The sequence below is a fragment of the Moorena sp. SIO3H5 genome (genome assembly GCF_010692395.1).
GTDB lineage: Bacteria > Cyanobacteriota > Cyanobacteriia > Cyanobacteriales > Coleofasciculaceae > Moorena.
In genome coordinates this window covers 1-13608 of the sequence record NZ_JAAHHS010000207.1, presented here as the reverse complement: position 1 = coordinate 13608, position 13608 = coordinate 1, and the positions used below count along the sequence as shown (strand labels likewise).

Sequence of the window (13608 nt, the reverse complement as noted above, 5' to 3'; positions counted from 1 at the left end):
CATCAACTCATCCCAAAAGTGCAGGAAGTAACCCAACAGGATGTACTAGCCTTTTTTCCCCTCACTGTTGGTGCCGGAGGGATTAGTTGGAGTGAAACTGCTGGCATCAGTGCTAGCACATTCTCTGCCTATGTGTTCCTGCAATGGTGGGCATGGCGTCGCAGTGATGGCGGTGGTGAATTTGTCCAGCGCCTGGCCGCATCGAAAAATGAAGCAGATGCCGAGAAAGCGGCTTGGCTATTCAATATCTTTCACTATGTAATCCGGACCTGGCCCTGGATATTAGTTGCCCTCGCCGCAATGGTAATCTATCCAGATTTGGCAGACCGGGAATTGGGGTATCCCAAACTGATGCTAGATTTTCTGCCACGAGGGATGCTGGGGATAGTGGTAACCTCCCTGCTCGCCGCATTTATGAGTACTGTGTCTACCTCCATTAACTGGGGAGCGTCTTATCTTACTAATGACCTCTATTTGCGCTTTGTTCATCCCCAAGCCAGAGAATCGGAACTCGTCTTTGTGGGGCGGATCGCATCAGTGTTGGTCACGGTTTTAGGAGCCATTGCCGCCTTCTTTGCCACAGACGTTGCCACGGTGTTCCGATTAGTAATTGCCATTGGTACGGGACCGGGATTAGTGTTAATGTTACGTTGGTTCTGGTGGCGGATTAATGCTGCTGCGGAACTAACCGCCATGGTTGCTGGTTTTGTAGTCGGGTTTGGTACCAGTGTCGTGCCAGTTATTCAGATTCCTGACTTTGGTTGGCGTCTGCTGGTAACAGCTGGAATTACTGGTGTTTTGTGGGTAGTGGTAATGTTACTCACGCCACCAGAATCTGATACCACCTTAGATGAATTTTATCGACGGGTGCGTCCAGCCGGGCCTGGCTGGAAACGTCAGCAGCTTCGTACCGGTTTAGCCCCAATCCAGGATTTGGAACACGATCTAAAACGGGTGCTGGCATCAATATTGCTAATGTTTGGAGCAATGTTAGCCATTGGAGGATTTTTGTTGCTAAAGCCCTTGATCGGTTGGGTGTCTCTGGTAATAGCCGTTCTAGGATGGGTGTGGCTGCGTCAGATTAAAGGGAATAGGGAATAGGGAGTAGGGAGTAGGGAGTAGGGAGTAGGGAGTAGGGAATCGGGAATCGGGAATCGGGAATCGGGAATCGGGGAAGAGAGGGGAGTGTGGGGAGAGGGGGAGTGTGGGAAGTGTGGGGAGTGTGGGGAGACGGAATTATCAATATTATGTTTCTTATGTTTACCTGATCAATTGGAAAGAAGGATTACAGTTTTTGACCTTACCAAAAATTCTTGTAGAATTGATTAGGTCTTGCCTATTCCCTATTCCCTACTCCCTACTCCCTACTCCCTATTCCCTGTTCCCTGTTCCCTTAAAAAAAACCATAGTTTGGCATCTAATTTTAAAACTATGTTAAAGATTGTAAATCTCCAAAACCCGTTGGTAATCGTCCTGGTTATTCTAATTTTAGTAATCGGGGTGGTATTTTTTATCTACTCTCAAGCCCAGAAAAAAATGACCGAACCGAAACCATCTAACTACGAACTTTATCGTAACGAGGATATCAATCAACCTAGCTATTATCCCATCAATCAGACCCTATCATCAAGTCTTTATCAACCCGTTAGTGAGTGGATAGGACGACTGATCGAGCCGCCAAAGGATGAACGAACAACTGATGATTCTGTACTGTTTGAAGTCTACCATGCTGCTGCTGAGTATCAGCATTTGGTGGGACAAATTGTGACTTTAGCATGGAGTAAAGATGCTCCAGAGATCCAAGACTATGTGAAGCGAGTTACCACAGATATTAATTTTAATCAAACCACTGAAGATAGCATGACAGGGGGCGCTATCCATCCGTTTCGATTAAATCATCTAAATCGGGTAGGTCCCCTGGAATCTTTGGCTGGAGCCAGACCTGACGATAATGTGATTGTCATGGTAAACAATCCAGTTGTGACTGAGTCAGAAACAAGGACGTCTTTGACTATTGCCGAAGAGCCAGTGCAAATTACGGGTCGCTTCTATGGCTTGGTTACTATTATTAAACGGGAGGCTCTTGACAGCGATCGCTTTGAAGTATCTCACTTTAATAAAGACTCAAAACAATTTGATGGACCTCAAGAAATTATTCGTATTCCTCAAGTGGTGGCTGACCGGTATGGCATCCCTAGATCGACGAATTCCCAGATTGAAGACTCTCCTCTAAATAGCGCTGGTTGGTATATTTATGGTGCTCAGGATCCTGACGGCATTTTTGTTACCCAAGGGATTGAACCTAGGGCTTTGATGATGCTAGAGCCAGATCAAGTAATTTTGGGAGTTGAGGAAGGGGTAACCTACATAAAGGAAAAAAATTGGGAAAATACCGAACAGCAAAAAGGTACTGCCAAGACAGTTCTGCTGGATCCTTTAGCTGAACAACCAGACGCGGCGATATCCCGTTGGCAGGAGGGAGACCGGGGAATTGTGATCCATCTTTATGGGGGAATTGGTGGTAATAAAAAAGATGAACGTGCCCTTTTTAATATGCTAAGCGGTCACTTTGCCTATGGTATTGCTCATGTAGTGCGTGACCCATTAAGCGATGAATTACGCTTTGATATAGAGTACGATCAAGTTTATGCTAGTAACCCCGATGGCATTGTTTCAGGGTCAATCAAATGGCCGAACTATATGGGAAATTTGCAGCGGGGTTGGTTAGGCAATCGACCTGTTTCTGATGTGATTGTTAAATTGGATGCAGTCACCCAAGACTACGAGTTTGGTGATATTAAACTATCACCCTTGGACGAATTGAAGCATCAGTTACAAGTAATGATGGCTCGCTACCGCACGGGGGATGGTGACGGTGCAGCATTGGTTTCACCAGCAGAGTCCTGTGTGCAAGACTCCAATCAAGCGCTTTATGTAGCAATCCAACAGATAGAAGATGAAGTGAATGCCAATCCTGACATTCAAGAGTGGTTGAAAAGTCATCGAGATCATGCCCAAACTCAGCGATTTCAACAATTATCCGAATTGGGACAAGCACTAGAAAAACAGCTGACTCCCCTAGGAATTGTTCGTAGTGACTGGAAGGAACATGCTGAAACCTTGGTGGGAGTTGCCACTAGTGACAATCCCATTATCCCGATCCTCAGAGGACTTGCTAGCTGGCGGACTGTACTACCGCGACGTGGTCATGACGAAATCGCTAGTCTTTTGTTAAAGCATGGCGCTAAACTTTGGGTTATCCGCACTAATCAAGTGGGAGGATTTGATCCTGATATTATCCCCTATGCTCCGACTACGCTATTTTAAATTCTTAATTCGACCTTGACCTTGCTATAGTGGTCAAGCGTCTTAGCAAAGGTTGCAGGATATCTGGAACTGCTGTATCACCAATTTCCACAGTTTTTTTCCGTCCAGCAACTTCTACGGTCAGTTTGTACTTAAACTGATCGGCACCCGGTGTTGATGACATCAGCTGGGCTGGTAGCTCAAAGAAACTATTAGTATTAATCATAGCTTCCACCTGATTAGCTTCTTCTGGCGATAGGGATTCAGTATCAACCTCAGTTGCCATATTCATGCCCATAAAACCGCCACTACGCTCAAAGTATATTTTCATAACACCCCCATAGTCTTTACTTCTTAGATCTTGCACCATAGTGACAGGACTTACGCACAGAATCCATGGGTAGGGTGGGCAAAACCTTGCCCACCCTACAGGTAGCTTTTTATTAAAGAAATTCCCCTCCTGGGAGGGGTTAGGGGTGGGTTCCTATCTCCCTATCTCCCTACCCGTGAAATTTTAGTCCGACGCCAGAAACAGCCCTACTCCTTAAGGGGCGGGGATGAAGAAAGACCTGATAAAGTCTGGCGCACCTGCGCCGCATCCTGGGGCTTCAGGGGGTTGAGGTTTCGGAGCCTCTTCAATAATCTCAATACCTACCTCTTTCCAACCTTTACGGACAGCTTTTTGTTCGAGGCTGCCAACACCAAATCGGTCACCTGCCACCTTGTATGTCTCTCTGGCAGCATCATTAAAATCTGAGGTGGTACCCAGCTTATCCCTCAAAGTCAGATACCAGATCCAACCGGCCTTGTCCCAAGCGTATCCACCAATATCCAGAGCAGCAATGTAGAAGGCTCGGTTGGGGATACCAGAATTGATATGAACCCCACCATTATCTTGAGAACCGGTGTAGATGTCTCTCATATGACCTGGTTGAGAGTCTCTACCTAGCCTGGGGTCGTTATAAGCAGTCCCTGGTTCTTTCATGGAGCGAATGCCTTTAGCATTGACATTCTCAGTAAACAGACCAGCTCCAATCACCCAATCCGATTCACTAGCAGTTTGGTTCAGTGTCCGTTGCTTAACTAGGATGCCGAACACATCAGCAAAGTGTTCGTTGAGAGCACCTGGTTGATCCCGATAGACCAGTCCCGCTTCATATTGGACCACCCCATGGGTAAGCTCATGGCCAATAATATCGATGGCGATAGTAAAGCGATTGAAGAGTCTTTCCTCTTCTGGCAAATCTTCATCCCCATCCCCATAGGTCATCTGTTTACCATTCCAGAAGGCGTTGTCAAAACCGCTCCCATAATGAACCGTTGAGGTCAACACCATCCCGCGATCATCAATCGAGTTCCGCTCGTATACGTCACGATATAAATCAAAGGTGGCTCCAGAACCATCGTAGGCTTCATCCACTGCTGTGTCACCTGTAGCCGGGTCTCCTTCTCCCCGGACTTCACGGCCAGGTAAACGAGTTTGGTAGTCTGCATGGCAGATCACCCGTTGTTTGGCTGCTCCTGGTTCTCGGGCACTGGGTCGTGTGGAGAAGTCAGCTAATTCCTGGCGCACCCCACGGAACTGACCAGATTCCACTAGGGCGTTCAATGCTCGTTCTCGCTGTATAGGGCTTCCCTGTTCTGAAAGTTGCCGCAGCATATACGCCGGAAGTATACAGTACAGAGGGTTGCGCTGGTTATGGTGGTGGTGATGGTGGTGATGGTGGTGATGGTGGTGATGGTGGTGATGGTGGTGATGGTGGTGATGGTTTATCTTGGTAGGCATAGTATTATTTAAGTCTTTTTGCTATGACTATAATCGCCCTTGCTAGCGCAGGTTTTATTGCCAAGTTTTTTTGCCAGAAGCAACACCTTGGAAGCTTTGCCAGCCACTTTTAATGATAGCGAAGGAAACTCAAAACAGTTTCTGATTTATAGCATTGCTTATGGGTAGGATGATTGAGTCTGTTTTATCTTGCTTTACTTCTAGTCTCTTCACCCTGTTTCAGAGTTTCATCAATCATCCATCCAAATCAGCAACCCCTTTATCTGTCGTGTCTCGATTGAAAAAATCGATACCCAAACGAGGATTATAGGTTAGATTTCCGAGGGTTTAACTCTTCGATACAACAATCGTTACAATATAGTCGGATTGTATTATTTTTTCCTGATTACTCATTGGCAAGGGTTCAACATTTTTTAATGTCATGGAATAACCATCAAAATTTTTAACAGCTAAATTTTCTTGGGCTGCTCTGAGGGTTAACTCAACCTCCTCTGGTTCTGAGTTTTCCTTGATAACCTCGAAGGCAATGGTAACTTGTCCTGGTTGCACACAAACTACATCAGCTGGGCATCTGGAATCTTCTACTATATCCAGCACCTTAACTTGCATCGTTTTCGATTCCATTAACGCCATCTGATCGATATGAAGTTGAATCTCTTGATTTAAATCCGCCTTAACCAAATTTTCTGTTGGTTGAATCTCTTGATTTAAATCAGCTTTACTCAAATTTTCTGTTGGTTTAGTACAACCGACGATCATTGGTTGAATCAGACTACAAATGATAATAAGTTTTATGAACCCTGAGACTAAAGCTAATCCTTTCGATTTCGTCATGATTCACCACCCTAAGTCTGTGTAACTGTAAGCCGTTGGCCTATGGCCACGCTAAGCGAACAGCCGTCAGCCGTCAGTGGTCAGTAGTCAGTGGTCAGCGGTCAGCCGTTGGCCTTTGGAACCTCAAGTAGCGTGCGCATTAGCTGATAGCTGATAGCACCTCAAGTAGCGTGGCCATAGGCCTTTAGCTGATAGCTTACGTGTAACTTAGAAATCAAACCACTAACGGACTAAAAAACAGATCGTTCTTCACTTGAAGTTATCTGAAATTATCGAGTTAGTTACTCCTTGTCTTATTGCTATTTTTTTTCATTACTTGCATTATCCCCAAAACTGTACCCTTTAGGATAGAGAGTTGGGGAAATATACAGGCAATAATCCCCCCAGCTCAAGGCTGGTCAGGGTAGCATTTTTGCCCCTACTTATTTTACCCTACTTATTTTAAAGTATTTTTTATTAATTGACACAAGAATAAATAGAAAAATGTTCAATATCGTAACTGTAACTGTAATCTGATGGTAACCATTCAGCCCAAGGCTGAATCAGCCATAAGCTAGTTATGATCAGGGTAAAGTGACTGAGATTTTCCAAACCGGGTCACGAAAAAGTGCCCTATTTGAAAAAACGATTAGGGCTGAGTCTCTTTATTAATCCAGCATTACCTGATTTTAACTAATACGTGAATGGTGATGTCGGATTTGACTACAATATCTTGCGATTTATTAATTAACGTAAATTTATCAATGCGGGAACTTGCAACAATGAATTTAAATCAATTAACTGGTAACTAAGGGTAATTGCTATTCGACGATCAATACTCTTACCCATAAGCCGGTCTTGTATAGGTTGGTCACGTTTTTCCACAGCCATAGCACTTATCAAGACCAAGCTTAGATATTGTTTCAGTTTATGGAACATCATGACTAAAAGTTTGTTAAAAATTTATCCCCTTGGCCATCTCAGTCTTGGTTTGGTGGAATTGGTATTACTGGCATGGGCAATTCGCCTGTGGCGTCGCTCAACTAGTCTGGCAATGATTGTCCTGCCCATTGTGCTAGCAAGCATTAGCTATGACAATCTAGTTTTGGCCATGGGGAGCCTGATTGGTGAAGGAGATCTCCTGAAATCACTGAGTATGGTGCGCTTCCTCTTACACTTCTTAGTGGTGCCCCTATTCATTGTAATTGCTGTTGAGCTAGCTCACCGGGCTGGAGCAGTTTGGGCTAATACAATTGTACGAGTGTTATCCTGGGTGCTTGCCCTAGGACTGGGTGGGTATGAAGTGGCGACCCACTTTGTTGGCCTAGAATTGGTTCCAGTCACCTTTGCTGGCACCTTGCGCTACACAGTGGCGGAAGTGAGTGGTCCACCAATTATAACAATTTTGGTCAATTTGTTCGTGCTGCTGATTGGTATCGGCATCTGGGTCAGGCTTAAATGGCCATGGCTATTTGTGGGAACCTTAGTTGCCCTAATTGGCAACGCTGTACCAATCTCTAGCGTTGGTACCCTTGTCGGTAGCGCCTCTGAATTCGTCATGGCTCTGAGTTTGCTGTTAACTGAGCGCAGGACACAGTTTGTCCGTGCCCAACTCGGCTCAAGTGAAAAAACAACAGTTGATACGAGCCTGTCGGTGACATAAATTCCTACAGATCCCCGATGTTGGGTTGAATGTTGAATGTTGAATGTTGAATGTTGGGTTGAATGTTGAATGTTGAATGTTGAATGTTGAACGCGCACGGGTGGCCTTTTGGCCAAGGTTGAATGTTGGGTTGAATGTTGAATGTTGAATGTTGAATGTTGAATGTTGAATGTTGAATGTTGAAGGGTTAATAACCTGAAAGCTGAAAGCTGAAAGCTGTAACATTAAATCTTAAACCTTAAACCTTCAACCTGTAACTTTAAACCTCTAACCTTGGCCTTTGGCCACGCTACGCGAACAACCTTCAACCTTCAATCTCTAACCTCTAACCTCTAACCTCTAACCTACAAATTAGTTATCCTCAAAGAGCTTACTGCCATGAATACCAAATTTAAATTTAGACCAATTCCCTTTGGTTGGGTTGCTATCCATCCTAAGCCAGTAGGTGTTGTTCAGTTGATTGGTGGTGCATTTTTCGGAAGTTTTCCGACAATTTTCTACCGATATATCGCCAAGCGATTATTTGAATCAGGTTATACCGTTGTTGCCAGACCGTTTAGATTTACTTTCCGCCATTGGCCTGTAGCAATTGGTTTGGTCAAAGAACAAAAAACCCTATTCAATGGAATTTTGGAAGAAGCAAAAAAATTGGGATATGAATATAGTATCTATGAAGAAGACCCCTCTGCTAGAGCGGGAAAATATTTTTGGTTAGGTCACAGCCTAGGAACAAAATATATCGCACTATTGGAACTATTAAGTGATTTGGAGTTCAAAAAACTTCAGGGAATTCTGGAAAATTGTGTGGGTAAAGATCAAGAGAAGCAGATTGAAGATAGCCTCAAAAATGCTGATCTAAAAGATATTTCTTTGATCAATCAACCCTCTGTATTAATGGCTCCTGTTATTAGCGGTACCAGTAGTGCGGTTCCTGTGCCATTCATAGCTGATTTAGTAGACAAACTTGGTTTCGGGGTGTTACCCACACCCGAACAAACCTATTGTTTGATCAAAAATAGCCGTTTATTTAATCTTACTGCTTTAATTAGCTTCAGTAAGGATAAGATTGCTGAAGAAGCTGGAACGGTGCGTTGGTTACAGGAGAATTTAGGCAATAAACTCCTCACTGATGAGAAACTTCCCGGTAAGCATTTGACTCCCCTCGGTTGGCTCCGGGGAAATGATCAACTTGCGGATACCGTGATTCAAGTTATCCAAGAACTAAGCAAGGAAGTTTAAGGAAGCAGGGAACAGAGTATGGGAAGTGTGGGATGTGTGGAAGGATGGGGAGATGGGGGGACATGGGAACATGAGGAGATGAGGAGATGAGGAATGGGTCAACCTAAAACCTAAAACCTAAAACCTAAAACCTAAAACCTACAACCTACAACCTACAACCTAAAACCTACAACCTACAACCTGCAACCTACAACCTAAAACCTCCAACCTCCAACCTACAACCTTGGCATTTAGGCCACGCTACGCTAACAACCACTAAAAGCTGTGCCATTGTAGTAAGATAGGAAAAGTAAAGAATTGTTAAAATCAACGAACCATTAAATTCATGGCTATTTTTCGTCAGTACATTGCTCCCCTACTGGCACTACTAGGCTTCTTAATTGCCCTGTTGGCAGTCAGTTCTCGGATCTTTTTACCGAACGATATGCTAGCCCCTGCACCGATTGAAGACGTTGACGCTGCCAGCATCCAAGCACCAGTCTTCGCTCAGCTGGTTGTTAACCAAAATTTTCCGAAAATTGGTGAGTAAGCCATTGTTAGCAGGCTACCAGCTACGCCTGGGAAGGGCACGAGAACGGGCAATTTTGGTGAAGTTCATGGAATTAACTTACCAAGAGCTTTTTCCGGAACAAAATGATTTTTCTCACCTGGCAAAGACTGTTAAACAGTACTTTTCCAGAGAAACCCCCCTGTGGTGGGTTACAGCAGCGGATGGGAACGTTTCTAGGAAAGGTTCTACTGTAACTAATTCCTTGCCGGTGGGGTGTCTGTGGATGGGAAATAGTGTTGATCAGGTAAATGGCGATCGCTATGGCTATATCTTTTTACTTTACGTCATGCCAGCACACCGCCGTCAAGGCATTGGTTCAGCACTGATGCAGCACGCTGAAGCTTCGGCAAGGGCAAGAGGCGATCGCCAACTTGGACTACAGGTGTTTCAATCGAATCAAGTCGCTTTGAACCTTTACCACCAACTGGGTTTTAGAACCCAATCTCTGTGGATGATTAAACCATTGCAGAGAAAATACTAATTATGAAACTGGTAGAATCAGGCAAGATAAGGTAGGTTATCAGGCATGTATGACGATGATGATCTAAGTTTACTGGATAATACGGCTTTACTAGAAAGCCCTTTAGATGACATAGAGCCGATTGAAGATGAGTTAGAAGCTTCCAAACCTGATCCAGAGGAAATGCTGGCTCTGTTAACGGCACCGGAAAGTCAACAACGGATGCTAGCAGCTCGTGCCTTTTGTGAGTTGCAAGATGAGCGGGCAATTCCCCATCTGATTAACCTGTTAAATGATGTTTGTCCTTTGGTACGGGTAAGTGCTGCCTATGGTCTCGGGCGCAATCCCAGTCCCACAGCAGTAAAGCCTTTGATTGACCAGCTAACCGTTGATTGGAACGGTTATGTCCGTAAAGGGGTGGTCTGGGCATTGGGGAACTGTCGCGATCGCCGTGCTTTAGCGTCTCTAATTGATTCGCTCAAAACGGATATTCCTGCAGTGCGTTTGTGGGCAGCTAGTGCTCTAGCGCAAATGGCAGAGTTAGATTATGAAGAAGTAATCGCATCAATTCCGCCCTTGATTACTGCTTTAAGAAAAGACCCAGTAGCAGCAGTGCGCAGTAATTGTGCTTGGTCTATCGGGCAGCTGTGTCGGGAATTGCCCTCCAATGCGGTTTACGCTGGTGCTATTGATGCTTTAATTGAAGCAATTGCTGATGATCAAGACCTAGGGGTACAAGAAGACGCCAAAGCTGCCCTCTTGAAAGTGGGAGACCCCCGTGGACTTCAGATGATTGAAATGATTGAGATGGAAGGGTTTTTGTGAAGGTTTTTGTAAATGGGCTTGGTATAGCCCTGGGCCTTTGCCCACACTCTTCTCCCTCCCTGTTCAAGCCTTATGCTTTTAAGGCATCTTGCGCTACACTAGCCACCTGCTCAACACTGTCATTCGCTAATGTTTCTAGGGCTGCCCTAGCTTCTTCTCCTCCGAGATTAATCAGTGCTTGTACTAACCGGTAACGAATTTGCCAGTCGGAATTAGTGGCAAAGGGAATCAGCAGAGGCACAGCCCGGGGGTCTCCCAATTCTCCTAAGGAACTAATGGCGGCTGTTTGGATTAAACTGGTATCGGATTTGAGAGCGTCTTCTAAAAGTTGGAATGAACGGGGTTCACCTAGTTCCCCTAAGGCAGCAATAATACTAAATTTAATGATCCACTCAGTGGTTTGGTTATAGGTTTGCTCTAAATCATCATAGGCTTCGGTGAGCTTCAAGGCACTCAAGGAATCTGCTGCTGCTGCCTGAACATCTGGTTCTGGATCATTCAAAAGGCGATCGCGTAATAGGGTCAAAGATACGGTTAAATCCTGATGACCCAAGGTATGGAGCTGGCTCACTGCCCCGTATCGAATCCGAACATTGTTATCGTTAACCAAGGGTTGAATTAGCTCAAACGCCACCGATGGTTCCAGCTGGCGTAGTTGGTTTAATCCACTAATGCGGTGGCCAAAATCCGATGAATTCAGCAGCTCTTGGACAGATTCACGAGTAACGCTCATGGGTAAATTGCTCAATATCTAGCCAAAACTCAACTTACCATGTTAGTTGTTCACCGTGAACACTGTTTGTGATAGACAGTTTCCTTAATTCGCTAACTCAGCTGCCATAGCGCGGACAATATCCCCAGAGGTCAGAATTCCAATCACTTGCTCTGCCTCATCTGTTACTGGTAAATGGTGGATTGATTTTTCCTGCATCAACTTAGCTGCTTTCCGTAAGGGTTGATCCGGTTTGATGCTCATGGGATGACCAGTCATTACTTCCCCAGCGGTTTGTCCGAGTGCTTTATGGAGTTCTTGGTCATAACGGGCAGGATTTTCTAAGTAAATCACGCTGTCGAGAAACATGATATAGACTGGCGGTTCTACTCCTGTCTCCTGCCACAGCAAGTCAGCTTCTGAAATCACTCCTACCAATTTGCCTGCTTCGTTAACCACTGGCAAGCCACTGATGCTTTGTTCAGCAATAATTTTGATGACTTCCTTGATCGGTGTTTGGGGCTGCACCACGATCGGCTCGCGGGTCATGACTTCAGCAACGGTTTTGGCCATGGGTGTTTAAGGGTTTTGAATGGTGTACCGGGTGATAACTTTATTTTCCCACTGCCCTTGTCTAGAAGGTGACAGCAGTCTGAAAACTTTATGGTTGATTAAGCTTTTACCGTAAGCTTTGCCTGCAGCAAAGGGAGCTTGAGTAGTCTTCAGCTTAGATCCCACCCACCTAATACACAAACCCTTCTCATCCAGAAAAACGATCAAGCCAACATTCCAAGTCGGCCATACTAGAAAAAGCGATGTTCCTTTGGAACCGCTTCGCGATCGCATCTATACTCAGAGATTCAATTTGTTCCAAAGATAGTGCTTCAATTTGCTCCTGTCTGTGAGGTGCCAGCTTCGAGAGTCCTTCCCACCTCAGAGCATAGTCTTCGGTTTTCCGGGCAAGTTGTGCCAGCAGGATAGACACTGCTGCTTCTCGTCGGGCTTCGAGTTTGGCTTCGTTGATAATTTCTTTGAGGTGAGTGCCTTCTGAAGACTCAGGAAGCTCTTTGGCCACTACCGTTGCGTTTTCGATTATTGTATTGCCCATCCGAATATCGTGATAGGCTTCGTCTTCGTTTTCCGCTTCAAATGCAGTTTCGTAATGAACGACCATCCAATACCGTTTGAGTTCTGTCATCGCAAATTTTTCCCATTGTCTCCATATTGATTCTGAATTTCTGCTAGATTACAAGACTTGGCCACTTGATGAGGTAACAACAATAAGACAATAAAATTATATATTCAAACACAAATTAAGTGACTCTGGATTAAGAAGGCAAATAATCAGGAAAAAACTCCTGTTTCATCCGTTCACAATATTGATAAATAGTTTTATATTGAGAGACCCGATCAATAATCAGACTCTTTAAAGGAGGTAAAATGATGTTTGCAATATAACCATAAGCCGTTGCATCTAAAGTTGTCGGTTTATCCCCCATAAAAAATGGTTTATCTGCTAAATAATCAGACAGTGCTTGAAAATCAGCATTAATAATTTCACCAATTTCATTCTCGGAGTGACGACCAATGCCCTGTTGATAAATCTGATTAGAAATGGACTGTCGCACCTGTTTTAAATACTGTTCTGATTCTGGTGTCGAGATCCCATCAAAGTAGGTATTCGTTAATATTTGTTTGAAGAATTGCCAGTTTTCTTCAATGTTCATACGAATATAAACCTCTCCCCAATACGTATTTTCTTTCAGCATTCGCCGAAAAGCTAAGGATATTGCTTTTTCGGTTGAGGTCAAATCCCGGTCAGGATCTATGCCCTCTTTTTCCTTAAGCATCTCGATAATTAGGGTGGAGTCGCCGATCAGTTTTCCTTTATAGTCTATAAACGGAATTTTGCCTTTGGGAGCTTTAGTAAAGTCCTGAGGAATCTCGATATCGTAAGCAATATTTGCTATACGCAGCCAAGTTTCTAATTTCAGACAGGGTGGACTAAAGCTCGGTAATCCCCATAAAGGTGGTGACTTATATACAGTAATCATTACAGTAAATTGGTTTTAATATTACGCTTACAGAGGTTTGCAATTCAGTTAGGTACAAAATTACCGGTTTTTAGGGAGCAGGGAGCAGGGAGCAGGGAGCAGGGAGCAGGGAAGAGAGAAGAGGTAATAGGAGAAACAATGTGTACCTGATAGTTATGCAAACCACCGTAACCAATAACTTTAGACATCCTGTATTTATT

Annotated in this window: 15 protein-coding genes and 1 pseudogene; 8 read left to right on the top strand and 8 right to left on the bottom strand. The window is 44.4% G+C overall.

All coding sequences use genetic code 11. The features are described 5' to 3' along the window. A pseudogene (locus tag F6K52_RS21055) lies at window positions 1-1101 on the top strand (sodium:proline symporter); the annotation flags it as partial. Here F6K52_RS21055 and F6K52_RS21050 read toward each other — a convergent pair. Further along, window positions 1082-1243, bottom strand: a complete 162-nt coding sequence (locus F6K52_RS21050; protein ID WP_293082084.1) for a hypothetical protein — start codon at window positions 1241-1243, stop codon at window positions 1082-1084. The pseudogene F6K52_RS21055 and the gene F6K52_RS21050 overlap by 20 nt on opposite strands. A gap of 51 nt (window positions 1244-1294) precedes the next feature. Here F6K52_RS21050 and F6K52_RS21045 point away from each other — a divergent pair, with 51 nt between their 5' ends. Both F6K52_RS21045 and F6K52_RS21040 read left to right on the top strand, forming a co-directional pair. Next, on the top strand, window positions 1295-1438 hold the full coding sequence (locus tag F6K52_RS21045; RefSeq protein WP_293082081.1) for a hypothetical protein: 144 nt from the start codon (window positions 1295-1297) through the stop codon (window positions 1436-1438). Continuing rightward, entirely contained in the window at window positions 1432-3327 is a 1896-nt protein-coding gene (locus tag F6K52_RS21040; RefSeq protein WP_293082078.1) for an abortive infection protein, read from the top strand. Before F6K52_RS21045 ends, F6K52_RS21040 begins: the two co-directional genes overlap by 7 nt. 4 nt (window positions 3328-3331) lie before the next feature. Here F6K52_RS21040 and F6K52_RS21035 read toward each other — a convergent pair whose 3' ends face one another. From F6K52_RS21035 to F6K52_RS21025, 3 genes are all read right to left on the bottom strand, one after another. Next, a complete protein-coding gene (locus tag F6K52_RS21035; RefSeq protein ID WP_293082075.1) occupies window positions 3332-3676 on the bottom strand; it encodes a protealysin inhibitor emfourin in 345 nt (114 codons plus the stop codon). A gap of 174 nt (window positions 3677-3850) precedes the next feature. Further along, on the bottom strand, window positions 3851-5092 hold the full coding sequence (locus F6K52_RS21030; protein WP_293082072.1) for a M4 family metallopeptidase: 1242 nt from the start codon (window positions 5090-5092) through the stop codon (window positions 3851-3853). Window positions 5093-5419: 327 nt separating this feature from the next. Then, entirely contained in the window at window positions 5420-5926 is a 507-nt protein-coding gene (locus F6K52_RS21025; RefSeq protein WP_293082069.1) for a hypothetical protein, read from the bottom strand. 919 nt (window positions 5927-6845) lie between these two features. Here F6K52_RS21025 and F6K52_RS21020 point away from each other — a divergent pair. From F6K52_RS21020 to F6K52_RS21000, 5 genes are all read left to right on the top strand, one after another. After that, complete coding sequence (locus F6K52_RS21020; protein ID WP_293082066.1) at window positions 6846-7568, top strand: hypothetical protein; 723 nt, start codon at window positions 6846-6848, stop codon at window positions 7566-7568. 378 nt (window positions 7569-7946) lie between these two features. Then, window positions 7947-8807, top strand: a complete 861-nt coding sequence (locus F6K52_RS21015; RefSeq protein ID WP_293082063.1) for a DUF1350 family protein — start codon at window positions 7947-7949, stop codon at window positions 8805-8807. Window positions 8808-9132: 325 nt separating this feature from the next. Then, entirely contained in the window at window positions 9133-9336 is a 204-nt protein-coding gene (locus F6K52_RS21010; RefSeq protein WP_293082060.1) for a hypothetical protein, read from the top strand. Beyond that, the gene (locus F6K52_RS21005; RefSeq protein WP_293082057.1) at window positions 9329-9838 is read left to right on the top strand and encodes a GNAT family N-acetyltransferase; all 510 of its coding nucleotides are present in this window, start codon (window positions 9329-9331) and stop codon (window positions 9836-9838) included. Before F6K52_RS21010 ends, F6K52_RS21005 begins: the two co-directional genes overlap by 8 nt. 45 nt (window positions 9839-9883) lie before the next feature. Further along, window positions 9884-10642, top strand: coding sequence for a HEAT repeat domain-containing protein (locus F6K52_RS21000; RefSeq protein ID WP_293082054.1), 759 nt, complete (start codon window positions 9884-9886; stop codon window positions 10640-10642). A gap of 70 nt (window positions 10643-10712) precedes the next feature. Here the strand turns inward: F6K52_RS21000 and nblB are convergent, their stop codons facing one another. From nblB to F6K52_RS20980, 4 genes are all read right to left on the bottom strand, one after another. Beyond that, window positions 10713-11375 carry a phycobilisome degradation protein NblB gene (nblB, locus tag F6K52_RS20995; RefSeq protein ID WP_293082049.1) on the bottom strand — a complete coding sequence of 221 codons (663 nt, stop codon included), beginning with the start codon at window positions 11373-11375 and terminating at the stop codon, window positions 10713-10715. 84 nt (window positions 11376-11459) lie between these two features. Next, a complete protein-coding gene (locus tag F6K52_RS20990) occupies window positions 11460-11927 on the bottom strand; it encodes a CBS domain-containing protein (RefSeq protein ID WP_070391195.1) in 468 nt (155 codons plus the stop codon). A gap of 187 nt (window positions 11928-12114) precedes the next feature. Further along, a complete protein-coding gene (locus F6K52_RS20985) occupies window positions 12115-12552 on the bottom strand; it encodes a DUF4351 domain-containing protein (protein ID WP_293082041.1) in 438 nt (145 codons plus the stop codon). Between the two features lie 130 nt (window positions 12553-12682). Next, on the bottom strand, window positions 12683-13408 hold the full coding sequence (locus F6K52_RS20980; RefSeq protein ID WP_293082037.1) for a glutathione S-transferase family protein: 726 nt from the start codon (window positions 13406-13408) through the stop codon (window positions 12683-12685). Window positions 13409-13608 lie beyond the last annotated feature (200 nt).